This window comes from Salmonella sp. A29-2 (assembly GCF_020150755.1).
In the GTDB taxonomy this organism is placed as follows: Bacteria; Pseudomonadota; Gammaproteobacteria; order Enterobacterales; family Enterobacteriaceae; genus Salmonella; species Salmonella enterica.
On sequence record NZ_CP083731.1, the window covers coordinates 2,758,016 to 2,782,518 of the forward strand.

General features: G+C 54.5%; 25 protein-coding genes. 5 read left to right on the top strand and 20 right to left on the bottom strand.

Annotated features, from left to right (window positions below):
- Positions 1-5: 5 nt before the first annotated feature.
- The 4 genes from fabH to yceD all read right to left on the bottom strand — a co-directional run bounded on the left by fabH (position 6) and on the right by yceD (position 2,998).
- Positions 6-959: a beta-ketoacyl-ACP synthase III gene (fabH, locus tag K8W53_RS13540; RefSeq protein WP_000288148.1), complete on the bottom strand. Its 954-nt coding sequence runs from the start codon at positions 957-959 to the stop codon at positions 6-8.
- 79 nt (positions 960-1,038) lie between these two features.
- Positions 1,039-2,118: a phosphate acyltransferase PlsX gene (gene plsX, locus K8W53_RS13545; protein ID WP_001518286.1), complete on the bottom strand. Its 1,080-nt coding sequence runs from the start codon at positions 2,116-2,118 to the stop codon at positions 1,039-1,041.
- 133 nt (positions 2,119-2,251) lie between these two features.
- The gene (gene rpmF / locus K8W53_RS13550; RefSeq protein ID WP_000290727.1) at positions 2,252-2,425 is read right to left on the bottom strand and encodes a 50S ribosomal protein L32; all 174 of its coding nucleotides are present in this window, start codon (positions 2,423-2,425) and stop codon (positions 2,252-2,254) included.
- A 51-nt stretch (positions 2,426-2,476) separates the two neighbouring features.
- Entirely contained in the window at positions 2,477-2,998 is a 522-nt protein-coding gene (gene yceD, locus K8W53_RS13555) for a 23S rRNA accumulation protein YceD (RefSeq protein WP_001174492.1), read from the bottom strand.
- Positions 2,999-3,195: 197 nt separating this feature from the next.
- On the opposite strand from yceD, the gene K8W53_RS13560 reads away from it, so the two are divergent.
- Positions 3,196-3,780 carry a Maf family protein gene (locus K8W53_RS13560; protein ID WP_052939336.1) on the top strand — a complete coding sequence of 195 codons (585 nt, stop codon included), beginning with the start codon at positions 3,196-3,198 and terminating at the stop codon, positions 3,778-3,780.
- 70 nt (positions 3,781-3,850) lie between these two features.
- Here the strand turns inward: K8W53_RS13560 and K8W53_RS13565 are convergent, their stop codons facing one another.
- The 3 genes from K8W53_RS13565 to rluC form a co-directional block, all read right to left on the bottom strand.
- Positions 3,851-4,075 carry a hypothetical protein gene (locus K8W53_RS13565; protein ID WP_000528425.1) on the bottom strand — a complete coding sequence of 75 codons (225 nt, stop codon included), beginning with the start codon at positions 4,073-4,075 and terminating at the stop codon, positions 3,851-3,853.
- Positions 4,076-4,278: 203 nt separating this feature from the next.
- The gene (locus K8W53_RS13570; protein ID WP_077944491.1) at positions 4,279-5,022 is read right to left on the bottom strand and encodes a DUF3053 domain-containing protein; all 744 of its coding nucleotides are present in this window, start codon (positions 5,020-5,022) and stop codon (positions 4,279-4,281) included.
- A 155-nt stretch (positions 5,023-5,177) separates the two neighbouring features.
- Entirely contained in the window at positions 5,178-6,137 is a 960-nt protein-coding gene (rluC, locus tag K8W53_RS13575; protein ID WP_000846314.1) for a 23S rRNA pseudouridine(955/2504/2580) synthase RluC, read from the bottom strand.
- 573 nt (positions 6,138-6,710) lie between these two features.
- Here rluC and rne point away from each other — a divergent pair.
- Entirely contained in the window at positions 6,711-9,917 is a 3,207-nt protein-coding gene (gene rne / locus K8W53_RS13580; protein ID WP_023223749.1) for a ribonuclease E, read from the top strand.
- 256 nt (positions 9,918-10,173) lie between these two features.
- Here the strand turns inward: rne and flgL are convergent, their stop codons facing one another.
- The 11 genes from flgL to flgB form a co-directional block, all read right to left on the bottom strand.
- Positions 10,174-11,127, bottom strand: coding sequence for a flagellar hook-associated protein FlgL (gene flgL / locus K8W53_RS13585; RefSeq protein ID WP_001223032.1), 954 nt, complete (start codon positions 11,125-11,127; stop codon positions 10,174-10,176).
- Positions 11,128-11,141: 14 nt separating this feature from the next.
- Positions 11,142-12,803, bottom strand: a complete 1,662-nt coding sequence (flgK, locus tag K8W53_RS13590; RefSeq protein ID WP_000096425.1) for a flagellar hook-associated protein FlgK — start codon at positions 12,801-12,803, stop codon at positions 11,142-11,144.
- A 64-nt stretch (positions 12,804-12,867) separates the two neighbouring features.
- The gene (gene flgJ, locus K8W53_RS13595; protein WP_000578685.1) at positions 12,868-13,818 is read right to left on the bottom strand and encodes a flagellar assembly peptidoglycan hydrolase FlgJ; all 951 of its coding nucleotides are present in this window, start codon (positions 13,816-13,818) and stop codon (positions 12,868-12,870) included.
- A complete protein-coding gene (locus K8W53_RS13600) occupies positions 13,818-14,915 on the bottom strand; it encodes a flagellar basal body P-ring protein FlgI (RefSeq protein ID WP_023223748.1) in 1,098 nt (365 codons plus the stop codon). Before K8W53_RS13600 ends, flgJ begins: the two co-directional genes overlap by 1 nt.
- 11 nt (positions 14,916-14,926) lie before the next feature.
- Positions 14,927-15,625: a flagellar basal body L-ring protein FlgH gene (flgH, locus tag K8W53_RS13605; protein ID WP_001174897.1), complete on the bottom strand. Its 699-nt coding sequence runs from the start codon at positions 15,623-15,625 to the stop codon at positions 14,927-14,929.
- 54 nt (positions 15,626-15,679) lie between these two features.
- Entirely contained in the window at positions 15,680-16,462 is a 783-nt protein-coding gene (gene flgG, locus K8W53_RS13610; RefSeq protein WP_000625851.1) for a flagellar basal-body rod protein FlgG, read from the bottom strand.
- Between the two features lie 13 nt (positions 16,463-16,475).
- Positions 16,476-17,231 carry a flagellar basal body rod protein FlgF gene (locus K8W53_RS13615; RefSeq protein WP_000349278.1) on the bottom strand — a complete coding sequence of 252 codons (756 nt, stop codon included), beginning with the start codon at positions 17,229-17,231 and terminating at the stop codon, positions 16,476-16,478.
- Positions 17,232-17,251: 20 nt separating this feature from the next.
- Entirely contained in the window at positions 17,252-18,469 is a 1,218-nt protein-coding gene (gene flgE, locus K8W53_RS13620) for a flagellar hook protein FlgE (RefSeq protein WP_023223747.1), read from the bottom strand.
- A 26-nt stretch (positions 18,470-18,495) separates the two neighbouring features.
- Positions 18,496-19,194 (bottom strand): flagellar hook assembly protein FlgD, encoded by a 699-nt coding sequence (gene flgD / locus K8W53_RS13625; RefSeq protein WP_000020450.1) that lies wholly within the window; start codon positions 19,192-19,194, stop codon positions 18,496-18,498.
- An 11-nt stretch (positions 19,195-19,205) separates the two neighbouring features.
- On the bottom strand, positions 19,206-19,610 hold the full coding sequence (gene flgC / locus K8W53_RS13630; protein ID WP_001196448.1) for a flagellar basal body rod protein FlgC: 405 nt from the start codon (positions 19,608-19,610) through the stop codon (positions 19,206-19,208).
- Between the two features lie 3 nt (positions 19,611-19,613).
- The gene (flgB, locus tag K8W53_RS13635) at positions 19,614-20,030 is read right to left on the bottom strand and encodes a flagellar basal body rod protein FlgB (protein ID WP_000887043.1); all 417 of its coding nucleotides are present in this window, start codon (positions 20,028-20,030) and stop codon (positions 19,614-19,616) included.
- Positions 20,031-20,186: 156 nt separating this feature from the next.
- Here flgB and flgA point away from each other — a divergent pair, with 156 nt between their 5' ends.
- The 3 genes from flgA to flgN all read left to right on the top strand — a co-directional run bounded on the left by flgA (position 20,187) and on the right by flgN (position 21,658).
- Entirely contained in the window at positions 20,187-20,846 is a 660-nt protein-coding gene (flgA, locus tag K8W53_RS13640; protein WP_001194086.1) for a flagellar basal body P-ring formation chaperone FlgA, read from the top strand.
- A gap of 91 nt (positions 20,847-20,937) precedes the next feature.
- Positions 20,938-21,231 carry a flagellar biosynthesis anti-sigma factor FlgM gene (flgM, locus tag K8W53_RS13645; RefSeq protein WP_000020893.1) on the top strand — a complete coding sequence of 98 codons (294 nt, stop codon included), beginning with the start codon at positions 20,938-20,940 and terminating at the stop codon, positions 21,229-21,231.
- 4 nt (positions 21,232-21,235) lie between these two features.
- Positions 21,236-21,658: a flagella biosynthesis chaperone FlgN gene (gene flgN / locus K8W53_RS13650; RefSeq protein WP_000197547.1), complete on the top strand. Its 423-nt coding sequence runs from the start codon at positions 21,236-21,238 to the stop codon at positions 21,656-21,658.
- An 81-nt stretch (positions 21,659-21,739) separates the two neighbouring features.
- Here the strand turns inward: flgN and murJ are convergent, their stop codons facing one another.
- The gene (murJ, locus tag K8W53_RS13655; RefSeq protein ID WP_001537775.1) at positions 21,740-23,275 is read right to left on the bottom strand and encodes a murein biosynthesis integral membrane protein MurJ; all 1,536 of its coding nucleotides are present in this window, start codon (positions 23,273-23,275) and stop codon (positions 21,740-21,742) included.
- A gap of 303 nt (positions 23,276-23,578) precedes the next feature.
- Positions 23,579-24,502 (bottom strand): Gfo/Idh/MocA family protein, encoded by a 924-nt coding sequence (locus tag K8W53_RS13660; RefSeq protein ID WP_023223746.1) that lies wholly within the window; start codon positions 24,500-24,502, stop codon positions 23,579-23,581.
- Position 24,503 lies beyond the last annotated feature (1 nt).

Below are 24,503 nucleotides of genomic sequence, written 5' to 3' on the forward strand. Positions count from 1 at the left end.
TTATACTAGAAACGAATCAGCGCGGAGCCCCAGGTGAATCCACCCCCGAAGGCTTCAAGCAATACCAGCTGACCGGCTTTAATTCGCCCGTCACGCACGGCTTCATCCAGCGCGCACGGCACAGAAGCCGCGGAGGTATTGCCGTGCCTGTCCAGCGTGACGACGACATTGTCCATCGACATGCCGAGTTTTTTCGCTGTCGCGCTAATGATACGCAGGTTAGCCTGATGCGGCACCAGCCAATCGAGTTCTGAGCGATCCAGGTTATTAGCCGCCAGCGTCTCATCGACAATATGCGCCAGTTCAGTGACCGCCACTTTAAAGACTTCATTACCCGCCATCGTCAGGTAAATCGGGTTATCCGGATTTACACGATCGGCATTCGGCAGGGTCAGTAATTCACCGTAACGGCCATCGGCATGAAGATGAGTGGAGATAATACCCGGTTCTTCAGAAGCGCTCAGTACGGCCGCGCCTGCGCCATCGCCGAAAATAATGATCGTACCGCGATCGCCAGGATCGCAAGTGCGGGCTAATACATCGGAACCGACCACCAGCGCGTGTTTAACCGCGCCGGATTTAACGTACTGGTCGGCGATGCTTAACGCGTAGGTGAAACCTGCGCACGCTGCCGCGACATCAAACGCCGGGCAACCTTTAATACCGAGCATACTTTGAATCTGACATGCCGCGCTTGGAAATGCATGCGTTGCTGATGTGGTAGCCACCACAATCAAGCCAATTTGGTCTTTATCGATCCCCGCCATCTCAATCGCGCGATTCGCAGCGGTAAAGCCCATCGTCGCGACAGTTTCATTAGGCGCGGCGATATGGCGTTCACGAATACCTGTACGAGTGACAATCCACTCGTCAGAGGTCTCAACCATTTTTTCCAGATCGGCGTTAGTCCGCACTTGTTCGGGCAGATAGCTGCCAGTACCAATAATCTTCGTATACATGTACGCTCAGTCACTTTTCGGTTATATACCGTTACCTGTAAACGTCTGGCACGCTGGCGGCGCCGGGGAGACAGCGATATTATCTGTGCGCCCGCAGGTTTACGCCTTTGCCATCGTCCAGCGGTTCAAATCCGGCTGGGTATACAGATTCCAGGCGAGCGGCAATTCGCTGAGGAACTTGTCGCTGCACCGCCTGCACTGCCTGTTCAATCGCGACTGCAAATGCTCGCTGATTGGCCGCACCATGACTTTTTATCACCGTGCCGCGCAATCCTAACAGACAGGCGCCATTATACTGGTCGGGGTTGAGGTGACTGAATCGCCTCGTCAGGCTTTTTTGTAACCAACGTTTTAATAACAGCAGCCACCACGACCGTTTTTTCCCCTCGCCCTGTGATTTCAGCAGTGAAAGGAACATTCTGACAACCCCCTCCATCGTTTTAAGTGTGACATTGCCTGTAAAGCCGTCACACACCAGTACATCGGTTTTTCCCGTCAGTAACTCATTCGCCTCAAGGTAGCCGATGTAATTGATGGTTGGGACTGTTTTTAACATTAAAGAGGCTTCGCGAATACTGTCGAGGCCTTTGGTTTCTTCTTCCCCGATATTGAGTAGCGCCACGCGGGGATTTTTGATCCCGACGACCTCTTCCGCCAAAACGGCGCCCATCACGGCAAACTGCACCAGCATGGTACTGTCGCAATCGACGTTGGCCCCCAAATCAAGCACTACCGTTTTGCCCTTTTGCTGGTGCGGTAATACCGTCACCAACGCCGGACGCTCAATCCCCTCAAGAGGCTTGAGCAATAATTTCGCCAGCCCCATCAGCGCCCCGGTATTACCGGCGCTAACGCAAGCTTCGGCTCGGCCTTCTTTCACAAGCTCCAGGGCCACACGCATGGATGTCCCGCGACTGGCGCGGATCGCCTGCGAAGGCCGGGCATCACTGGCAATAACTGACTGTGCAGGGATAATCTGCAGACGCGAACGTTGTTCAAAGTCAGCTTTGGCAAGTAATGGCGTGATAATATCGGGATTCCCGACTAAAAGAAGAGTGAGCTGCGAATTAGCGTTCAGTGCCTGCAATGCTGCAGGCACCGTCACGGAAGGACCAAAATCGCCCCCCATGACATCTAACGCCAGGGTTAGACGTGTCAAGGTATCGTCGCTGCCTGGTTCGGTGTTCTCCGCTTACGCGGAGAAATCCTCACTAAGCTTTATCACGCTTGTACTCTTCGGCTTTTACACCACAGGCACGCCTGTGATGCAAAAGGCATCGAGTATCGCGCGATTACTTAGCGATGACCTTACGGCCGCGGTAGTAACCGTCGGCAGTGATGTGGTGACGCAGGTGTTTTTCACCAGAAGTTTTGTCTACAGACAGGCTGGTGACTGCGGTCAGAGCGTCATGGGAACGACGCATGCCACGTTTGGAACGGGTTGGTTTATTCTGTTGTACGGCCATGGACCTTACTCCTCAATTACGGTTTATCCCTGCGTCCGCGGGGAAGACCTATTACTTACGCTTTAAGCTGGCTAATACGGCAAATGGGTTTGGCTTTTGCGCTTCATCAGGCAGTTCGCCAAAGACCATGTCCGCCTCGGACACTTCACAGTGTTCAGAATCATGCACCGGAACTACCGGCAAGGCGAGGATGATTTCATCTTCAACCGTCGCCAGCAGATCGATTTCGCCGAATTCGTTTACCTCAATCGGCTCATACGCTTCCGGCAGTGCTTCAGCCTGCTCGTCGGAACGGACAGGGCTAAAACAATACGTTGTGTGAACCTGATGGGTAAACGGTTTCCCGCAACGCTGGCATTCGAGCGACACCGTAACGACCGCATCGCCAGTCAAAACGGCGAGACGCTGGTTATCGATAGCGAACGACATGGAGCATTCCACATCACTGTCCACACTGACTACAGATTCGGCAACGCGCTCAACCTGATCGGGGGTATAGATACCCTGGTAATCAAGGCGTTTTTGAGCGGTACGAACCGGATCAAGAGTCAGGGGTAATTTTACCTTTTGCATAGGGCGCGCATATTAACTTCGTAACGTCATATAGTCAAAGAAAAAGGCAGCCTGCGGTTGCCTTTTGCCAATAATTCGCACACATTGCGGGTTACAGACTTATTTTCGCTCAAGACGAGTCAGTATGACAGGCTTGAAGACCGAAGAGCATAGTTTAAGATGGCTCTCATCATTACGCTATATCTGAGGGAAAAAATATGCCCCGTCTCATCCTTGCGTCTACCTCTCCCTGGCGTCGCGCGCTGCTGGAAAAGCTGACGATTCCTTTCGAATGCGCCGCGCCGGATGTTGATGAAACCCCCATGCCGGGCGAAGCGCCGCGTCAGTTGGTGCTGCGGCTGGCGCAGGCTAAGGCGCAATCGCTCGCCGCGCGTTTCCCGAGTCATTTGATTATTGGCTCCGACCAAATTTGTGTTCTGGACGGCGAAATCACCGGCAAACCGCTGACGGAAGAAAAAGCGCGTCAGCAATTAGCCAAAGCCAGCGGAAATATTGTGACGTTTTATACCGGACTGGCACTGTATAACTCCGCCTCCGGGCACTTACAAACCGAAGTGGAGCCTTTTGACGTTCATTTTCGCCATTTAAGCGAAGCGGAAATAGACGACTATGTCCGTAAAGAGCATCCGCTGCACTGCGCGGGAAGTTTTAAAAGCGAAGGTTTAGGCATTGCATTATTTGAGCGCCTGGAGGGGCGCGATCCGAACACGCTGATCGGCTTGCCGCTTATTGCTCTGTGCCAGATGCTGCGACGGGAAGGCTTCAACCCGCTACTGCAGTAAACGGATATTCTGTAGGTTTTTCAAATACCGCTAAAAGCCGTTTCTGCACGTGTTGGTAGTTATCTCCCGTTTATTGGGGAGCAGTTTCGACCGCTTCCAGTTCTAACCAACTGGAAAGCGCTTGTTGTGAACAATTTAGCGCCTGCCGATCTTCACTCTCTTCGTGCGGGCCCGTTTCCAGGTCAATCCATTCACCGACCAGAAAAAAAGCATTGGCATTACGAACCGATGTACGGTGCGTTTTATCCCATAGGGTATCAACAGCGGTATACGTGCGCGTTAATGAATTCCCCATCTCAGTTCAGTTTTGTAAAAACACATGTTCTCAATACTCGCCTGACGCGCTCTACGGCGTCAAAAGCGGCTTACGAACTTCTTCTCGCGAGCAACTCTCAGGACGTTTACTGTCCTGAAACCTTCCCCTTGCGACTCGTTAAATTCCATCTCGCGATGAATTTACGCCCCCCCTAACATTGCTTCACCTCACGACACATTCCTTTAATTAACGCCGCCAGCATCAGCCGCATCTTGTTGACTATTTATAAATTCAACCATCTGCTGAGTAAGATGGTTTATATCATTCTGCGTAATGAAAAAATTAAATTGTTGATCCTGAAAGTGTTCTTTTGCTGCCCGGTCGGCAAAAACCGCTTTTCCATTCGTTTCAAAGCGGACTTTATTTCCCTGTTTTTGCAGAAACTCGCCCATTGCGACCAGCTGGTCGAGCCGCTTTCCGCGCAGAAAATAATAGCGAGTCATCGTCTCATCCAGCGGTGTTACGGTTTTATTCCACGCAGCGTCAAAGACAGGCTTCACATCAGAGGGGAGCTTTAAAGCAGAATATTTTTTTCTGTTTTCACTACTCACATTTTTCAACCGAAGGATAAATCGATTGTTTACGTCACGAGCCACACGTAGCTCGTTCAGGAAAACCAGATTATCACGCTCAGACTGGATAACACCGGTGATCTTATCCTCCTGGCCGGTCTCATACACCACAGCAAAGATTTGCCCGTAGGCAGTTAATAGTACATCGTAGTCATCGGCGTAATGACCAAAAGCCTGACGTTGGGCTGGCGTCAACTCACAGACGCCCACCACGGGAGACATAATGATTTGCGTATTCAAATACTCAACGAAAGCCCGTCGTGAACTATCGCCCTTCCCTTCGCAACCGGCCAACATCGCGATAACGAACGGCACGATAACGTATTTTCCCCAACGCTGAGTAAATGAGCGCATCCAGCTAGTATTGGCCATCTGTTCGTCCTTAAACACGCCGAAATCCGGATCGCAAGAATAAACAGTACACAACGGTAAAAATGCGTCGGATACAGCAAAACAAAAATATTATGAGAAAAGTGAGATTCGGGCAGATAACCTGCCCGAGAGAGGAACTATTTTGCGTTACGCAGCACCTGCAGACAGCGCTTCAGGGCGTTATCCATTGGCGCTTCAATGCGCATGACATCGCCCGTTCCCGGATGTGTGAACTTCAGCGCCGCGGCGTGCAGAAAGAGACGTTTAAGACCGGTTCCCGCTTCGGTAAGCTGTTGATCAAACTCACGGTCGCCGTAGCGATCGTCGAACGCAATCGGGTGACCGGCATATTGGGTATGTACGCGAATCTGATGCGTACGGCCCGTGACCGGGCTACAGCGCACCAGCGTGGCGAAGGCATAACGCTCTTCCACCTTGAAGCGCGTTTCTGACGGTTTACCTTCCTGGCTCACGCGGACAATGCGTTCGCCGCTTTGCAGAATGTTCTTTAATAATGGCGCCTGTACGGTTTTAACGTGCGATTGCCACTGGCCGCGCACCAGCGCCAGATAATCTTTCTGCATTCCCTTTTCGCGCAGTTGCTCATGCAGCGAACGCAGCGCGGAGCGTTTTTTCGCCACCAACAGCACGCCGGAGGTATCGCGGTCAAGACGATGCACCAGTTCCAGGAATCGCGCTTCCGGGCGCAACGCCCGCAGCCCTTCGATGACGCCGAAACTTAACCCGCTCCCGCCGTGTACGGCGGTGCCGGAAGGCTTATTCAGCACCAGAATATGGTCGTCTTCATACAAAATGACGTCCGCCAACGCCGCCACTTTTTGCAAATGCGGCGACACGGCCTCTTCTTCGCGTTCAGCAACGCGAACCGGCGGAATGCGGACTTCATCGCCCGCTTCCAGTTTGTATTCCGGTTTAATGCGTTTTTTGTTCACCCGCACCTCGCCTTTACGCAAGATGCGATAAATCATACTTTTTGGTACCCCTTTCAGTTGGGTGCGCAAAAAGTTATCAATGCGTTGCCCCGCTTCGTCAGCGGCGATGGCAACAATTTTTACGGATGGCGTTTCTGTTTTCATGGGGGGCGATTCTAAATAGCCTGTGAGATTCGCGCCACACATTTTTCTATGCTTATAGAGACGTCTACGCCAGTGGATGAACATTTTTCACTGCGGTTTTGCTGGTTATTAAAGCGATTGGCTCGCGCTGGTGAAAAAACTGTGAGTAAGCGGGTGATAAATGGTAAAAGTCATCTTGCTATAACAAGGTTAGCAGTGGAATAATGATGCGGTTTCCGCACCGAAACTTGTTAAAACAAAAAGTTTAGCGGAATAACCCATTTTGTCTGACCGATCATCAACGCAGCAATGGCGTAAGACGTATTGATTTTTCAGACAGTTAGCGGGCTGCGGGTTGCAGTCCTTACCGGTAGATAGGATCTTCTCTGGAGAGTAATGCCCAGGCTGCTTCCCTGATAATTGCGCTGTGTTTCCGTATGAAATACAGGCAACCGACACTCTGCGCCTCTTTGAGCTGACGATAACCGTGAGGTTGGCGACGCGAAATAGTCACGAGGCCATCGGTTCATGCCCGGTAAGGCGTCACCATGCCCGCAGCTTAGTCGTCAACGTAAGAATAATGAGTAAGTTACGATGAAAAGAATGTTAATCAACGCGACTCAGCAGGAAGAGTTGCGCGTCGCCCTTGTAGATGGGCAGCGTCTGTACGATCTGGATATAGAAAGCCCCGGACACGAGCAGAAAAAAGCGAACATCTATAAAGGCAAAATTACCCGTATTGAACCGAGCCTGGAAGCGGCTTTTGTTGATTACGGCGCAGAACGCCACGGTTTCCTCCCGTTAAAAGAAATTGCCCGCGAATATTTCCCCGCTAACTACAGCGCTCATGGTCGCCCGAACATTAAAGACGTGTTACGCGAAGGCCAGGAAGTCATTGTTCAAATCGATAAAGAAGAGCGCGGCAACAAAGGCGCGGCGTTAACCACCTTTATCAGTCTGGCGGGCAGCTACCTGGTACTGATGCCGAATAACCCGCGCGCGGGTGGTATTTCTCGTCGCATTGAAGGCGACGATCGTACCGAGTTAAAAGAAGCGTTGGCCAGCCTGGAACTTCCTGAAGGGATGGGGCTTATCGTGCGTACCGCGGGTGTGGGTAAATCCGCCGAAGCGTTGCAGTGGGATTTAAGCTTCCGCCTGAAACACTGGGAAGCCATTCAGAAAGCCGCTGAAAGCCGTCCCGCGCCGTTCCTGATCCATCAGGAAAGCAACGTCATCGTACGCGCGTTTCGCGACTATCTGCGTCAGGATATCGGTGAAATCCTGATCGACAATCCAAAAGTGATGGAAATGGCGCGTCAGCATATCGCCGCGTTGGGCCGCCCGGATTTTAGCAGCAAAATTAAGCTGTACACCGGTGAAATCCCGTTGTTCAGCCATTACCAGATCGAATCGCAGATCGAGTCAGCGTTCCAGCGTGAAGTGCGCCTGCCCTCCGGCGGCTCCATCGTCATTGACAGTACCGAAGCGTTAACCGCCATCGATATCAACTCCGCCCGCGCGACTCGCGGCGGCGATATCGAAGAAACCGCGTTTAATACCAACCTGGAAGCGGCCGATGAGATTGCCCGCCAGTTGCGTCTGCGCGACCTTGGCGGCCTGATCGTTATCGACTTTATCGATATGACGCCGGTACGTCACCAGCGCGCGGTAGAAAACCGTCTGCGTGAAGCGGTGCGTCAGGACCGGGCGCGTATTCAGATTAGCCATATTTCCCGCTTCGGCCTGCTCGAAATGTCGCGTCAGCGCCTGAGCCCGTCGCTGGGCGAATCCAGCCATCACGTGTGTCCGCGCTGTAGCGGTACCGGCACCGTGCGCGATAACGAATCTCTGTCGCTGTCCATTCTGCGCCTGATTGAAGAAGAAGCGCTGAAAGAGAATACGCAGGAAGTCCATGCCATTGTTCCGGTGCCGATCGCCTCTTATCTGCTTAACGAAAAACGGACGGCAGTTAACGCTATTGAGACGCGTCAGGATGGCGTCCGCTGTGTCATCGTCCCGAACGATCAAATGGAAACGCCGCACTATTCCGTGCTGCGCGTACGCAAAGGGGAAGAAACGCCGACCCTGAGCTACATGCTGCCGAAGCTGCACGAAGAAGCGATGGCGCTGCCTTCTGAAGAAGAGTACGCCGAGCGTAAACGCCCGGAACAGCCTGCGCTGGCGACATTCGCTATGCCAGATGTGCCTCCGGCGCCGACGCCTGTCGAACCGGCGGTTAGCGTCGCCACGGCGAAAAAGGATAATGTTGCCGCCGCGCAGCCTGCCCAGCCGGGTCTGTTTAGCCGCTTCCTTAACGCGCTGAAACAACTGTTCAGCGGTGAAGAAACGAAAGCCGTCGAAACAGCCGCGCCGAAAGCGGAAGAAAAAGCGGAGCGTCAGCAGGATCGTCGCAAGCCACGGCAGAACAACCGTCGCGATCGTAACGAACGCCGCGACACCCGTGATAACCGTGCCGGACGTGACGGCGGCGAGAGCCGCGACGATAATCGTCGTAACCGTCGCCAGGCGCAGCAGCAAAATGCGGAAACGCGCGATACCCGCCAGCAGGAAACGGCGGAAAAAGTGAAAACCGGCGATGAGCAGCAACAGACGCCGCGTCGCGAACGCAGCCGCCGCCGCAATGATGACAAGCGCCAGGCGCAGCAGGAAGTAAAAGCGCTTAACCGCGAAGAACAGCCTGTCCAGGAGACCGAGCAGGAAGAACGCGTTCAGCAGGTTCAGCCGCGCCGCAAGCAGCGTCAGCTTAATCAGAAAGTCCGCTTTACCAACAGCGCAGTGGTTGAAACGGTTGACACGCCGGTCGTCGTCGACGAACCACGCCCGGTTGAAAACGTTGAACAGCCCGTTCCAGCGCCGCGTACCGAGCTGGCGAAAGTTGATTTACCTGTCGTTGCCGATATCACGCCGGAGCAGGATGATAGCGTAGAACCTCGCGATAATACCGGTATGCCGCGTCGCTCCCGCCGTTCTCCGCGCCACCTGCGCGTAAGCGGTCAGCGTCGCCGTCGCTATCGTGACGAGCGCTACCCGACACAATCGCCGATGCCGTTAACCGTCGCCTGCGCGTCGCCGGAAATGGCGTCCGGTAAAGTCTGGATCCGCTACCCGATTGTCCGTCCTCAGGAAACGCAGGTTGTTGACGAGCAGCGTGAAGCAGATTTGGCGCTGCCACAACCGGTTGTCGCTGAACAGCAGGTTATCGCTGCGACCGTAGCGCTAGAACCACAAGCGTCGGTACAGGCGGTAGAAAACGTTGCCGTTGAGCCGCAGACCGTCGCCGAACCACAGACGTCGGAAGTCGTCGAGGTCGAGACAACGCATCCGGAAGTCATTGCCGCGCCAGTTGATGAACAGCCGCAACTGATTGCCGAAAGCGATACGCCGGAAGCGCAAGAGGTTATTGCTGACGCCGAACCGGTAGCAGAAACCGCCGACGCGTCCATTACGGTGGCTGAAAACGTAGCTGATGTTGTCGTTGTCGAGCCAGAAGAAGAGACAAAAGCGGAAGCGGCTGTTGTGGAGCACACGGCAGAAGAAACCGTTATCGCACCGGCCCAGGTGGTGGAAAAGCCGCAGGACGTTGTCTGCGTTGACGACGATCATAATCACGCCAGCGCGCCGATGACGCGTGCCCCAGCGCCGGAATATGTGCCGGAAACCCCGCACCATAGCGACTGGCAGCGCCCTTCCTTCCACTTTGAAGGTAAAGGCGCAGCAGGCGGACACAGCGCCACACGTCACGCCAGCGCCCCGGCAACACGACCACAGCCGGTAGAATGATGTAAATGCTGATACAAAGCCGACCGCCAGGTCGGCTTTTTTATGCCCCTTACAGGGCGATGCCTCACCCCATGGCGTCTTTTAGTCACTCCAGGCGTTTATGAGATCGGGCGGGATAATACGTACGGATGGCGTCGCTACGGGCGCGATAATATGACCACTAACTCAATGACGACTAAAAAAATGCCCGCGCCGGGGTGGATGGCGCGGGCAGACAAAACATATCCAGTTTCGTGATATGTTTCAAAAAGAGGCGTTACCGGTTCAACTGGAAAAGCGACATTCCCTGCATGTCGGTAAACGTTTTATAGGACGCCTGTAATGCCGCCTGTTGCATGACGTAGGAGGAAATGACCGAGTTCCAGTCCACATCTACCAGGTTGCTCATCTGCAGCTTCTGTCCCAGCGCACGGTCGCTTCCCAGTGAATCCAGCGTACTGAGTTCGCTCAGTTGCGTTCCCAGTTCCGCACGAACGGTCAGGACGTTATTAAGCGAATTTTTTAAGCCGCGATTGGTTTTATCAATGGCGGCAGCGGCCTTTTCTTTTTCCACGTCATTGCCTTCCACCGGGGTCTTGAGCGCGGCAATTGCCGTATCGAGCATGACAAACAGATTCTTTTCGGAGTCCGAGCCATCCGGTTCCGGCACCGCATTGCTGGTGATGCTATTAAAAATTTGCGCTCCCGTATGGCCAATTACCATCGTGCGTGCGGAATCCACCTGCTGGGTAACACTTTTCTCGCCGCCATGATAACCACCTGTCGCCTGGTCGAATGGCGCCGCTTCCGTTTTATACCCGGCAAAGATATAGCGACCATTGCCGTCAGTGCTGTTTGCCAGGTTCATCAGCTGATCGCGGATGCCCTGTAAATCCGTCGCCAGCGACGCGCGGTCATCGTCGCTTAACGTGCCGTTTCCGGCATAGACGATTTTTTCCTGCGCGGTTTGAATCGCCGTCGTCACCTGACTGAGTACGCTTTCTTCCAGCGACACTTTTTGGGTGGCAAACGTACGCGCCAGGGCGTACTGGCTATTCTGCGCCTGCGCCTGAGAGAGTACTACCGCCTGCGACGCGGCGATCGGATCGTCAGATGGGTTGGTAACGCGCTTACCGGTAGACATCTGCTCGCCCAGCTTCATCCATTCGGCCTGAGAATTAGTGATGCCGCTCATATTTTGTTCGTACATCATCTGGGTACTGATACGCATGTCATCCTTCTCCTTTAGCGAATATTCAGTAACGCATCAAACAGCGCATTCGCGGTCTGCAATACTTGCGCATTCGCCAGATAATACTGCTGATAACGCTGCAAATTGCCGTACTCTTCGTCGAGGTTAACGCCGGAAACCGACTGTTGCTGTTTATAAAGCTGTTTAACCACATTCGCCTGCGTGGTGCTGCTGGTTTTCAGCGTTGACGTTTTGTTACCCACATCGCTGACCAACGTGGCGTAAGCATCGTTAAAGGTTTTGTTGCCGCCCACTACATTGCTGTTTTGTAAGTCCAGCAATGCCTGACCATTGCGGTTATCGCTGTCGCCGGTATCCACGTCAGGATCGAGTTTTGACTCAGACGCCATCGCAATCTCGGCTTCATTCGTCACTTTAACGTTCATGTCGACGATAGCATTGCTGACCGGCTTGAGAAGAAAACTGTCGTTTTTCTGTGCGCCGGTCCCTACCGTCACTTTCAGACCGTCAATCTCCAGTTTTCCGTCAGCATCTTTTGTCGCCGTGAAGGTGGTGTTATCCGCAGTGCGAGTAACCTGCCAGTCTGTACCGTCAAAAACAATCTTATAATCCGTCGCCTGAACCTTCGTGCTGTCGACCACCTTAGCGGTTAGCGATACCGTTTTATCGGCATTATTACTGTTGCTATATACCACCGGCGAGCCAATGCTAAAGAAGTCTTTCCCTTTATTGCCGTCGGCGTCATAACCTTTGGTATGCTGCGCGTTAAACGCATCGGCAAACGCCAACGCCAACTGGCCCAGCGTATTACGAGTCTGATCCAGATCCTGAGAACGGAACGTCAGTAATCCGCCGAGCGAACCGGTGTTCAGCAACTTTTCCGGAATTTCGATGTTACCGGCGGCCTCATCGACATAAGCGACAGTCGTTCGCGTCGGGTCGGCACTGGAGGGAACCGCCGCCAACTGACGCGCCGTCGACCCCTGCACCAGCGTATAGCCATTGGCCATCGTCAGGTTATAGGTGCCGCCGTCCTGTACGCTCACCTCGACGCCAACGATCTTGTTAAGCTCGCTGACCAACTGATCACGCTGATCGAGCAGGTCGTTCGGCGATGCGCCCGCGCCTACGCCCGTCATACGGGAGATTTGATCGTTCAGGTTAGCTATCTGCTTCGCGTAATTGTTGATTTGCGCCACGCTGGAGCCAATCGCGATATTGACCTGTTTATCCTGATCGCGCAGATACTGATCGGTGGTTTTGAACTGGTTTACCAGCCCTTCCGCTTTACCAATCAGCGCCTGACGCGCCGCAGGATCTTCCGCATTACTGACTAACGTTTGCAGGCTGGTAAAAAAACTCTGCAACGAACCAGACAGTGAGCTGGATTTATCGGCCAGCAGGTTGTCGATTTTCGACATCTGTTCATAGCGCGTGGTCAAGCCGCTGCTCTGGTTTTGCGCGCCGCGTAGCTGATTAGTGATAAACGCATCATATTCGCGCTGTACGCCTGAAACGTAAACGCCATTACCTATCCAGCCGCCAGCCCCTAACGTACTGTTTGCCTGCGCCAGAATAGTTGTCTGCCGGGTATAACCCGCAACGTTATAATTGTTGATGTTATTACTGACCGTATTTAACGCGGCCTGCGCGGCGTTAAGTCCGCTCATGGCGTGATTAATCAAGCTGGACATGATGGTTCCTTTTAATCCTTCAATACTCGTTGTTATCGGCAGCGACTACGTGGACTTGAGCAATTTAAAAGAGATTGTCGAGATTCGCGCTGTAGGTTTTGCTGACCTTTTCACTCATCGCTTTCAACTGCTGAATCATGCTGGTCAATTTACGCGCGTAATTCGGGTCAGTGGCGTATCCGGCGTTTTGCAGAGCCACTGCGCCCTGCTCTGCCGTGGCGGCAGTGGTCACGGCAGCGTAGCGTGGGTTACGCGTTAACAGCGCGACATAATCCGATAATGCCTCCAGATACGAGCTATAGACGCGGAATTTCGCTTTCACTTTTTTCGCTTCGCCATTTTCGTATTCAGTGGTGGTGATTTCCGTCACCGGCCCTTTCCAACTGGCGGTCGCTTTAACGCCAAATACGTTATAGCTGGGTTCGCCATTCTCCCGCAGGATTTGCCGTTGCCCCCAGCCGGACTCCAGCGCCGCCTGCGCCAGAATCAGATGATGCGGCACCCCGCTTTGTTCGCTGGCCAGCCTCGCCGGGAGCGAAAGCCGGGCCAGAAAGTCTTTACTGTCGCCGGAGAGCGGCGCATCGCTGCTGTCCGGCGTTTTCGGTATGGCTTTGCGCACCAGTTGGGTCAGCGCCTGATTTTGATAGCTGTTTACCGTCTCCAGGGAGAATTTAAGCGGTACTTGCGGCGCATCATCCGCAGGCATCGTCTGCCCGCCCGTCATCTGTTTAACCATCATATCCGCCAGCCCCAATCCCTTACCGGCGGTCATCTGCTGGGCGATCTGCTGGTCATACATGCTGGTATACAGACGCGTCTGATCGCTGCTGAATAAACCATCTTTGGGTAAAGCCTCGCGCATACTTTTCAGCATCATCTGCACAAACATCCCTTCCACCTGACGGGCCACAGGACGGATATTCGCCGCCGGGTCCTGGCCCGCTTTCGCTTTCAGTTCGTTCAGAGATTGCGCATCCCAGGCCGCGCTGGCCAGCAATTTACCGTCTCCGATCATCAGATGATTTCCAGTTTGGCGCGTAGACAGCCCGCGCTCTGCATGGACTGCAAAATCGACATCAGATCCATCGGCGTCGCGCCAAGCGCATTCAGCGCGCGCACTACGCTGTTCAGATTGGCGCTGGAACGCACGCTCTTTAGCGATCCGCCGCTCTGACGCAAATCTATTTGAGTCTGTGGCGTCACCACGGTCTGCCCGCCGCCAAATGGCGTATTCGGCTGGTTGACGTTGAGCTGGCGATTGACAGTCACTGACAAATTGCCCTGCGCCACAGCGCAGCTATCCAGCGTGACTTCCCGATTCATGACCACCGAACCGGTACGCGAGTTGATCACGACTTTTGCATCCTGCGGCGTCACGTTGACTTCCATATTTTGAATGTCCGCCAGAAAACGCACCTGCGAGCTGTTGCCGCTGGGCACGCGTACCTGTACCGTTCGCGCATCAAGCGCAGTGGCGCTGCCGTAACCGCGCGCGCGGTTGATGGCGTCGGTAATTTGCTGCGCCATCGTAAAATCTTCGTCGTTCAATTGCAGATTAATGGTGTTGCCAGCGCCGAACTGAGTCGGCAACTCGCGTTCGATAATCGCGCCGTTAGTGATGCGCCCGCCATTAAGCTGGTTAACCTGCACGCTACTGCCGCCTGCGGAAGCGCCCGCGCCGCCGACCAGAATATTGCCCTGCGCCAGAGCATACACCTGGCTGTCCACCCCTTTTAACGGCGTCATTAATAACGTCCCGCCACGCAGACTTTTAGCGTTCCCCATTGAGGAAACGACGACATCGATCGTTTGTCCCTGTCGCGCAAAAGGCGGATACGACGCCGTCACCATCACCGCCGCCACGTTTTTCAACTGCATATTGGTGCCGGTGGGGACCGTAATCCCCAGTTGTGACAGCATGTTATTCAGCGTCTGGGTGGTAAATGGCGTCTGGGTCGTCTGGTCGCCCGTACCGTCCAGCCCGACCACCAGCCCGTAGCCGATCAGCGAGTTTTCCCGTACTCCCTGGACACTGGTCAGATCCCGGATACGCTCGGCGTGCGCCAGAGTGGCAACCAGTGCCAGAACGATTCCTGCAAGAGCTTTAAACACATACACCTCGCTTACATCGGCGACAAATTAAGGAAGAAACGTTGCAGCCAGCCCATATTTTGCGCTTCGTTAATATAGCCGTTCCCGACATATTCAATCCGCGCATCCGCCACCTGTGTCGAGGGAACAGAGTTGCTGCCGCTGATGGTGCGTGGATTTACCACGCCGGAGAAGCGGATGAATTCCGTTCCCTGATTAATCGCGATCTGTTTTTCCCCCACGACGTGTAAATTGCCATTGGCCAGAACCTGATCGACGGTCACGGTCAGCGTGCCGCTAAAGGTATTGCTGGCATTCGCGCCGCCTTTACCATTAAAAGAGTTGCCGCCGGAGGCCTCCATATCCGCGCGGGAATTACCGAATAATCCCTGCAGATAACGCGGTACCGTATCAAAACCAAAGCTGGTTTTGCCGTCGCGGCTGGCATTTGCCGACGAGCTTTTACTGGCGCTGACGTTTTCCTGTAACACAATCGTGAGCGTATCGCCGATATTACGCGGTCGACGATCTTCAAAAAGCGGCTGATAGCCATAATTAATCGGCTGCGCAGACTGAAATATGGAGCCATTCGCCACCGGTACCGGGCCAGGTATCGGCTGCGCCGTGGTCGCCCCCTGCACGAGCGGTTTAGCGGGTATCCAGGCGCATCCTGTCAGCGTCGCGACCATCAGGGCCATAACTGGGTAAGCGTGAAGCGCGTATTTTTGCATTACCTTCATCTTCAAAATCAGGGAGCCGGTGGCGTATCCCCCACCGGCGGCCCCTTAGAGTTGCGTCAGTTTCTGCAGCATCTGATCGGTCGTCGATACTGCTTTACTGTTAATTTCATAGGCGCGTTGAACCTGAATCATGTTCACCAGCTCTTCCGCCACGTTAACGTTCGACGTTTCGACATACCCTTGATACAACAACCCCGCGCCGTTGAGCCCCGGCGTGCTTTCGTTCGGCGCGCCGGACGATTGCGTTTCGATATAGAGGTTCTCGCCGATGCTTTCCAGACCGGTGTCGTTCATAAAGGTGGTCAGGTTAAGCTGCCCGACCTGAACCGGCGCGGCCTGCCCCTGCTGGGTAACGCTGACCACGCCGTCGCGGCCAATCGTGATGCTTAACGCGTTGGCCGGAATGGTGATTGCCGGCTGCACCTGAAAACCGCCCGCCGTCACCAGTTGACCATTCTGATCCACCTGGAAAGAGCCGTCGCGGGTATAGGCAGACGTACCATCCGGCAGCATGACCTGGAAAAAGCCCTGCCCTTTAATCGCCACATCTTTACTGTTGTTGGTCTGCGACAGGTTCCCCTGACTGTGCAGGCGCTCCGTGGCGACCGGACGCACGCCGGTACCGATTTGCAGCCCGGAAGGCAGCGTCGTCTGCTCGGACGACTGCGCGCCCGGCTGGCGGATGGTCTGATACAACAGATCTTCAAATACCGCGCGCTGACGCTTAAAACCATTGGTGCTGACGTTTGCCAGGTTATTGGCAATCACATCCATATTGGTTTGCTGCGCGTCCAGACCGGTTTTGGCGATCCATAATGAACTGATCATAAAATGTCCTGTATTAACTCATCGACAGCAGTTGGTTAGCTCGCCCTTCGTTCTCATCTACGCTGGTGATAACCTTCATCTGCATTTCAAAACGACGTGCGTTGGCGATCATGTCGGTCATGGCTTCAACCGGCTTGACGTTACTGCCCTCCAGCACGCCCGACATAATGCGAATTGACGGGTCGGCGGCCAGTACCGCCCCGCGTTCAGCCTGTGCCTCGGCGGTAAGGCGGAATAAACCGTCATCGCTCCGCTGCACCTCATTGCCTTCCGCTTTGACCAGCTTCAGTCGCCCAACGGGCGCCACCGTGTTTGGCGGGTCGCCGGGATTGAGCGCGGAGATCGTGCCGTCTGCCGCAATGGTGATTTCCGACCCTTCAGGAACGGTGATCGGGCCGCCTTCGCCGATAACCGGATGTCCCTGAATGGTTAACTGCCCGGTCGGGCCCACCTGGATATTCCCGTTACGGGTATATCCTTCAGCGCCATCCGCCGCTTGCACCACCAGCCAGCCGTCCTGCTGCAACGCAACATCCAGCGGGCGGGAAGTGTAGTCCAACTGACCCGGGGTCATATCCGCCCCGGGCGTCGACGCCGTAACCAGCGTGCGCGTTGCTAAAGAGAGGCCATCAACAGGCACCGCGCGTAACGCGTTAAGCTGTGCGCGAAAGCCCGGCGTCGAGGCATTAGCCAGGTTGCTGGCCGTTACCGCCTGCTGGTTAAGCGTCTGGCTGGCCGCCCCCATGGCGGTATAAATTGCGTGATCCATTAAGCTATCCCGTCAGGCGCTTAGCGCAGGTTAACCAGCGTATTGAGGATCTGGTCCTGGGTTTTGATGGTCTGCGCATTCGACTGGTAGTTACGCTGCGCGACGATCATATTCACCAGCTCTTTACTCAAATCCACGTTAGAGGCTTCCAGCGCGCCGTTCGTCAGCTTACCGAAGTTGCCGGAACCAGCAGTCCCCAGCAGCGCTACCCCAGAAGCCTGCGTTGCCGCCCAGACGTTATCGCCCTGGGATGCCAGACCTTCGTTGTTGGCGAAGTTAGCCAGCACAATCTGCCCCAGCACCTGCTCCTGCTCGTTGGAGTAGTTGCCAACCACGGTGCCGTCGTTGTTAATCTGGTAGCTCACCAGGTCGCCAGGCTTATAGCCGTTTTGATTGGTGGCGACGATATTGTTCGACCCGGTGTTCTGCTGCATAGAGTTAAGGAAGCTGAGGGAGAAGGTGGCCTTAGTCGCGCCATTAATTTCACCGGTTTCGATGTCAACCGTACCACCAGACTCCAGAATCCCGTTTTCATTGAATTTCAGCGTAGTGGACGCCGTTGTTGGCGCTGTGGCTGCAGGATCGCTGCTGTCATGGGTGTACACAGCCCATTCATTATCTTTGGTAGAGCTTTTAACGAAATAGACATTCATGTCATGGGCATTACCCTGGCTGTCATAAACGGTGACGGTGCCTTTTTTGTTATACGAATCCGCATCACTCACGCTAAAAGGTGTTTTAGACGGCGCAGGGTCCGTCGAGTTCAGGTTGATCTGCATTGACGCGGTGGTGGTCGATTTCGCCGCCATCAGCGTGTTCGGAATGGTGATCGGTGCAGGATTCGCCCCCTGCTGAATGGTCGGCGGCGTACCGGTGGCCGGATAGCCGGTCAACTGCATCCCCTGCATATTGACCAGGTTACGGTTCTCGTCCAGTTTGAACTGGCCGTTGCGGCTATAGAACACGGAACCGTTGCTGTCTACCAGGCGGAAAAAACCGTTCTGGCTAATCGCGACATCCAGCCCACGCCCGGTGTTCGTTGTCGTACCGTCGGTAAAATCCTGGGTAATCCCCGCCACTTTTACGCCCAGCCCCACTTTGGAACCGGCGAACATATCGGCAAATGATGCCGTACCGGACTTAAAGCCATAGGTGGCGGAGTTGGCGATGTTATTACCGATAACATCAAGGTTGGTGGCCGCAGCGTTCAGGCCGCTAACCGCTTGAGAAAAAGACATGACTGACTCCTGATAAGTGTAAGGACTTAGATTATTTGCCGAACTTCGTCGAGTGTGGTGGTGCCGTAGGTACCCAGATCCAACAGGTTGCCGTTACTGCCCTTCGTCACGCCCTGTACCAGAGCGAATTGCAGCGGCTGCGCCACCAGTTGCGTCCCGCCATTGCTGGCGGTAATCGCAATGTTGTAAGAACCATTCGGTACCGTTGTTCCGTCCGTTTGCTTACCATCCCAGGTAAAGGTGTGTACCCCGGCTCGCAACTCACCGATCTCCAGCGTCCGTACCACCCGGCCATCTTTATCGGTAATGGTTGCCGTCACTTTGTCCGCAGGCTGTTGCAATTCCACGCCAAACGGCGTCGTGGACGTCACGGCCCCTTCTTCCGCGCCTTTACCCGCCAGAATTGTGGTGCCAGGCACCATAACGCCATGTCCAATCAGCGTGGTCGCCTGTAGGGACTGGCTATTATCGATTTGCCCGGAAATAGCCCCCAGCGTCGTATTCAGTTTTTCAATGCCGCTCACGGTACTGATTTGCGCCAACTGTGTCGTTAACTCATTATTTTGTAATGGGTTAGTCGGGTCCTGGTTCTTCAATTGCGCGACCAGTAAGGTCAGGAAACTGCTTTGCAGATCGGCAGCGTTGCTTCCGGTCATCGACCCGCTGCCGGTCGTCGTTTTGACGCCCGTGTTGGTCGGGTCATTCATATTTACGGCAATAGACATACGCGCCTCCTTTACTGGCCTAATGTCAGCGTTTTAAGCATCATGCTTTTTACGGTATTCAGGACTTCGATATTTGCCTGATAGCTGCGCGAGGCTGACATCGTGTTGACCATTTCGCCGACCACATCGACGTTGGGCATTTTGACGTAACCATTAGCGTCCGCCAGCGGGTTGCCTGGCTCATAAACCAGCTTTTCCGGTGCCTGACTTTCAATCACGCTGGCGACCTTTACCCCGCCAGTGGCTTGACCCGGCGCGGCGTCCACCTGAAAAACCACCTGTTTGGCGCGATAAGGCTGTCCGTCCGGGCCGGTGACGCTATCCGCATTCGCCAGGTTACTGGCCGCAACGTTCAACCGCTTGGACTGTGCGGCAAGCGCCGATCCGGCAATATCAAAAATGTTTAACAGCGCCACGAATTAGTTTCCTCCCTGTAGCACATTCATCATGCCTTTGAGTTGGCTACCCAGAACGGTAAGCCCCATCTGATATTTGAGACTGTTATCCGCAAACTGCGTACGTTCCCTGTCCATATCTACGGTGTTACCATCCAAAGAAGGCTGATCGGGTACGCGATAAAGCAGATCCACTGCGGGAGAAGAGACCGCCTGGGCGGGAATATGGTGAGAGGAAGTCAACGTTAACGCGACGCCGCCGGTTTCTTCCCGTCCACGCACCATCACCTTTTTTAACTCACTGGCAAAATCAATATCGCGCGCCTGATACCCCGGCGTATCGGCATTGGCGATATTCGCCGCTAATATTTCCTGACGTTGCGCGCGCAGATTTAGCGCTTCCTGCTGAAATCGTAAGGCGGCATCGAGCCTGTCGAGCATATCTCCTCCGCAAATGGCAAAATTCAGCCGACAGCTTAAATGCCTTCACGCGCGCGTTATCGCCGGAATAAACGCAAAATGCGTCGCTATTTATTGCGTTGATGCTTGCTTCACACGGGTAGAATCCTGTCATGACATCAACCAGGGGGAAGTACCATGCAAACGTTAAAACGAGGATTCGCCGTGGCGGCTTTGCTGTTCAGCCCCCTGACAATGGCGCAGGACATCAACGCCCAGCTGACCACGTGGTTTTCCCAGCGTCTGGCTGGCTTCAGCGACGAGGTGGTTGTCACGCTCCGTTCATCGCCCAATCTGCTACCGAGCTGCGAGCAGCCAGCCTTCAGCATGACGGGCAGCGCGAAGCTGTGGGGCAACGTCAATGTGGTGGCGCGCTGCGCCAATGAAAAACGTTATTTGCAGGTGAATGTGCAAGCGACCGGCAATTATGTCGCCGTTGCCGCGCCCGTCGCGCGCGGCGGAAAATTGACGCCGGCCAACGTCACGCTAAAACGTGGCAGGCTGGATCAGTTACCGCCGCGGACGGTACTGGATATCCGTCAGATTCAGGATGCCGTCAGTTTGCGCGATCTCGCTCCCGGGCAGCCGGTACAGCTTACGATGATACGTCAGGCCTGGCGCGTCAAAGCGGGTCAACGAGTACAGGTCATCGCCAATGGCGAGGGGTTTAGCGTCAATGCGGAAGGTCAGGCGATGAATAATGCCGCCGTCGCGCAAAATGCGCGCGTGCGCATGACATCGGGTCAAATCGTGAGTGGAACCGTCGATTCTGATGGGAATATTCTTATTAACCTATAATTGTGTAAAGATTTTGTCGCGGCTGCCGATGAGATATTCAACCATGATGGTAGCTGGCCGCTACAACGTAACCCTCGATGAGGATAAATAAATGAGCATTGACCGTACCTCACCTTTGAAACCCGTTAGCACTGTCCAGACGCGCGAAACCAGCGATACGCCGGTACAAAAAACGCGTCAGGAAAAAACGTCCGCCGCGACGAGCGCCAGCGTAACGTTAAGCGACGCGCAAGCGAAGCTCATGCAGCCAGGCGTCAGCGACATTAATATGGAACGCGTCGAAGCATTAAAAACGGCTATCCGTAACGGTGAGTTAAAAATGGATACGGGAAAAATAGCAGACTCGCTCATTCGCGAGGCGCAGAGCTACTTACAGAGTAAATAAGCGTATGACTCGTTTGTCAGAAATACTTGACCAGATGACCACCGTCCTGAATGACCTGAAGACGGTGATGGACGCCGAGCAACAACAGCTTTCCGTAGGCCAGATTAACGGCAGCCAGCTACAGCGTATTACAGAAGAAAAAAGCTCGTTGCTGGCGACGCTGGATTATCTGGAACAACAGCGCCGTCTGGAGCAGAACGCGCAGCGTAGCGCAAACGATGACATTGCAGAGCGCTGGCAGGCGATTACCGAAAAAACGCAGCATCTTCGCGACCTCAACCAGCACAACGGCTGGCTGCTGGAAGGGCAAATTGAGCGTAATCAACAGGCGCTGGAGGTGCTGAAACCTCACCAGGAGCCGACCTTGTACGGGGCTGACGGTCAGACTTCCGTCTCTCACCGCGGCGGTAAAAAAATTTCTATCTAATCATTGCCGGATGGCGACGTTGCGCCTTTCCGGCCTGAATGCCTTGTAGGCCTGATAGCACAGCGCTATCAGGCACTGAATTTACGCCGTCCGGCGAACAAACTCTTTCACTTTAAAGCCCAGCACGGCAAGCGCGGCGAAATAGGCCGCAATACCCGCGATCACTACCGCCATCAAACGCAGCAAACGCCATAGCATCGACCCTTGCGACCACTCCGGCATAATATGCAACACGCCGAACAATACGGCGGCCATCACCAGTACGGAAATGATCAGACGCATCAGGAACCACATCCAGCCCGGTTGTGGCGTAAAGATATTCTGTTTGCGCAGTTGCCAGTACAGCAGCGACGCATTGAGACATGCCGCCAGACCAATAGAGAGCGACAGCCCGGCGTGTTTCAGCGGTCCAATAAACGCCAGGTTCATTAACTGCGTCATGATTAACGTCACGATGGCGATTTTCACCGGCGTTTTAATATCCTGGCGAGAATAGAAGCCCGGAGCCAGCACTTTTACGACGATCAAACCAATCAGCCCCACCGAATAGGCGATTAACGCCCGCTGCGTCATCGCCGCATCAAAAGCGGTGAATTTACCGTACTGAAACAGCGAGACCGTCAGCGGCTTCGCCAGAATGCCTAACGCTACCGCGCTCGGCAACGCCAGTAAAAAGCACAAACGCAGCCCCCAGTCCATCAGGCGGCAGTACTCATCATGATTGCCGCTGGCAAAGCTTTTCGACAATGACGGCAACAGGATGGTCCCCAACGCCACGCCCAGCACGCCGGACGGGAACTCCATCAACCGATCGGCATAGTACATCCATGAGACCGAGCCGGAGGCCAGAAACGAGGCAAAAATGGTATTGATGATAAGGGAAATCTGACTGACGGATACGCCCAAAATCGCCGGCCCCATCTGTTTGACCACCCGCATCGCCCCGGTGTCGCGAAAGTTAATGCGCGGCAGCACCAGCATACCGATCTTTTTCAAATACGGAAGTTGATACACCAGTTGCAGCACGCCGCCGACGGTGACTGCCCAGGCTAACGCCAGCACCGGCGGATTAAAGTATGGCGCGGCGAATAATGCAAAACCGATCATGCTGATATTAAGAAATGTCGGCGCAAAAGCGGGAATAGAGAAGCGATTCCAGGTGTTGAGAATGGCGCCAACCAGTGAAGCCAGCGAGATCAGCAGAATATAGGGAAACGTAATCCGCAGCAGTTGCGTCGTCAGCGCGAATTTATCCGCAGTATCGGCAAAACCCGGCGCGGTTACCATAATCACCCACGGGGCGGCCAGCATACCGGCCACCGTCACGACGGCCAATGCCAGCGTCAACAGGCCGGAAACGTAAGCGACAAAGATCCGCGTCGCTTCTTCACCCTGCTTGCTCTTATATTCCGCCAGGATAGGCACAAAGGCCTGAGAAAAAGCGCCTTCGGCAAAGATCCGGCGTAGTAGATTGGGGAGTTTAAACGCCACAAAAAAGGCGTCGGTCGCCATCCCTGCGCCAAAAATTCTGGCGACAATCGCATCACGGGCAAAGCCCAACACGCGTGAAAACATAGTCATCGAGCTGACGGCAGCCAGCGATTTCAATAAATTCATTTCTTTTGTATTCCAGACCCTGGCGTAAAACTCCTGCATGGCTGATCCATCGACCGGATAACGCAACTTCTGCCGTATCCGGCTGTATCACCGCGCCTGACGGCGACGTTAAAACGTCTTATCAGGCCTTACAGACTCCCCACGGTTTGCCATTATTCACTGTGAAAAGAGGTATTATGTAGAGTGGGCATATATACCCGCCATACTTCGAGCTGCATGTGCGTTAGCTTTTCTGCAACTCGAATTATTGAGGGTATAGTACCTGGATTACGATGAATTACTACCGCCAGATGTTACAGAGGGTTATTCGCTGATGGCGTCCCGCCACAGCGCCTCCACGACGCGCTGGGCCAAAATCGCCTGCTCCCCCGCCGTTTCCGGAACCGTCTGATTTTGTACGCAGTCAATGAAATGCCGCGCGCATCCGACAAAACCACGCTGTTCAAGCGTCGTTTGCCAACCCGGAATGGGTTTGATGAAAATACCCTGCCCGCGCTCTTCGCGCCATTCACGCATATCCGTCACGTCATACAGCCCGCCGTCGGTGACGGCCTGGACCGATTCACGCTGACTTCCGGCGCGCCGGTGCATACTGGTGGTAATTTGTAGTTTGTCGGCGGAAAAATGATGTTCCGCATAGCACATTTCGCCGGACTCGCTGGTGAGCAACGTGCCGCTGGCAAGGCGCGCCTCGCCGCCCGCCAGCCACAGTGCGGTATCCACGACATGCAGATAGTCATCGAGCAAAGTAAAACGTAAGTCGTGCGGCCCGACGCTATCGGTACGATGTTTATCCATACGCAGTGACGCCGCAGTGCCGAGGCGCGTCTTCAGTTCGCGGTACAGCGGCGCGAAACGGCGATTAAAGCCAACCATCAGCGTCAATTTTTTTTGCGCCGCCAGCGCCACCAGCCGTTCGGCATCACGTAGATTTTCCGCCAGCGGTTTATCTACGCAGACATGGACGCCGGCATTGAGAAGTTCGCTGACCACGGCATAATGGCTTGCGGTACTGGAGTGGACGAAGACCGCATCGCAGCCGGACGCTAAATTCGCCAGCGAATCCATATACGGTATGCGCCAGCTTTCGCAGATACGTAAGGCTTTATCCCGCGAAGGAGACCAGGCGCCCTGTAGCGTCCATCCGGCGGTGTTGGTTAATACCGGCAGCCAGGCCTTCTGCGCAATACCCCCTAACCCGACAATGCCAATCCGTAATGTTCTCACA

What these genes read in the sequence shown, in the direction of transcription:
- K8W53_RS13570 (WP_077944491.1), bottom strand. Translation starts at nt 5,022, where the DNA reads ATGCGCTCATTTACTCAGCGTTGGGGAAAATACGTTATCGTGCCGTTC.
- K8W53_RS13565 (WP_000528425.1), bottom strand. Translation starts at nt 4,075, where the DNA reads ATGGGGAATTCATTAACGCGCACGTATACCGCTGTTGATACCCTATGG.
- flgN (WP_000197547.1), top strand. Translation starts at nt 21,236, where the DNA reads ATGACTCGTTTGTCAGAAATACTTGACCAGATGACCACCGTCCTGAAT.
- K8W53_RS13615 (WP_000349278.1), bottom strand. Translation starts at nt 17,231, where the DNA reads ATGGATCACGCAATTTATACCGCCATGGGGGCGGCCAGCCAGACGCTT.
- flgL (WP_001223032.1), bottom strand. Translation starts at nt 11,127, where the DNA reads ATGCGTATCAGTACCCAGATGATGTACGAACAAAATATGAGCGGCATC.
- flgH (WP_001174897.1), bottom strand. Translation starts at nt 15,625, where the DNA reads ATGCAAAAATACGCGCTTCACGCTTACCCAGTTATGGCCCTGATGGTC.
- rluC (WP_000846314.1), bottom strand. Translation starts at nt 6,137, where the DNA reads ATGAAAACAGAAACGCCATCCGTAAAAATTGTTGCCATCGCCGCTGAC.
- flgA (WP_001194086.1), top strand. Translation starts at nt 20,187, where the DNA reads ATGCAAACGTTAAAACGAGGATTCGCCGTGGCGGCTTTGCTGTTCAGC.
- flgE (WP_023223747.1), bottom strand. Translation starts at nt 18,469, where the DNA reads ATGTCTTTTTCTCAAGCGGTTAGCGGCCTGAACGCTGCGGCCACCAAC.
- murJ (WP_001537775.1), bottom strand. Translation starts at nt 23,275, where the DNA reads ATGAATTTATTGAAATCGCTGGCTGCCGTCAGCTCGATGACTATGTTT.
- fabH (WP_000288148.1), bottom strand. Translation starts at nt 959, where the DNA reads ATGTATACGAAGATTATTGGTACTGGCAGCTATCTGCCCGAACAAGTG.
- flgK (WP_000096425.1), bottom strand. Translation starts at nt 12,803, where the DNA reads ATGTCCAGCTTGATTAATCACGCCATGAGCGGACTTAACGCCGCGCAG.
- rpmF (WP_000290727.1), bottom strand. Translation starts at nt 2,425, where the DNA reads ATGGCCGTACAACAGAATAAACCAACCCGTTCCAAACGTGGCATGCGT.
- flgB (WP_000887043.1), bottom strand. Translation starts at nt 20,030, where the DNA reads ATGCTCGACAGGCTCGATGCCGCCTTACGATTTCAGCAGGAAGCGCTA.
- yceD (WP_001174492.1), bottom strand. Translation starts at nt 2,998, where the DNA reads ATGCAAAAGGTAAAATTACCCCTGACTCTTGATCCGGTTCGTACCGCT.
- flgJ (WP_000578685.1), bottom strand. Translation starts at nt 13,818, where the DNA reads ATGATCGGAGACGGTAAATTGCTGGCCAGCGCGGCCTGGGATGCGCAA.
- rne (WP_023223749.1), top strand. Translation starts at nt 6,711, where the DNA reads ATGAAAAGAATGTTAATCAACGCGACTCAGCAGGAAGAGTTGCGCGTC.
- K8W53_RS13560 (WP_052939336.1), top strand. Translation starts at nt 3,196, where the DNA reads ATGCCCCGTCTCATCCTTGCGTCTACCTCTCCCTGGCGTCGCGCGCTG.
- flgD (WP_000020450.1), bottom strand. Translation starts at nt 19,194, where the DNA reads ATGTCTATTGCCGTAAATATGAATGACCCGACCAACACGGGCGTCAAA.
- flgM (WP_000020893.1), top strand. Translation starts at nt 20,938, where the DNA reads ATGAGCATTGACCGTACCTCACCTTTGAAACCCGTTAGCACTGTCCAG.
- flgG (WP_000625851.1), bottom strand. Translation starts at nt 16,462, where the DNA reads ATGATCAGTTCATTATGGATCGCCAAAACCGGTCTGGACGCGCAGCAA.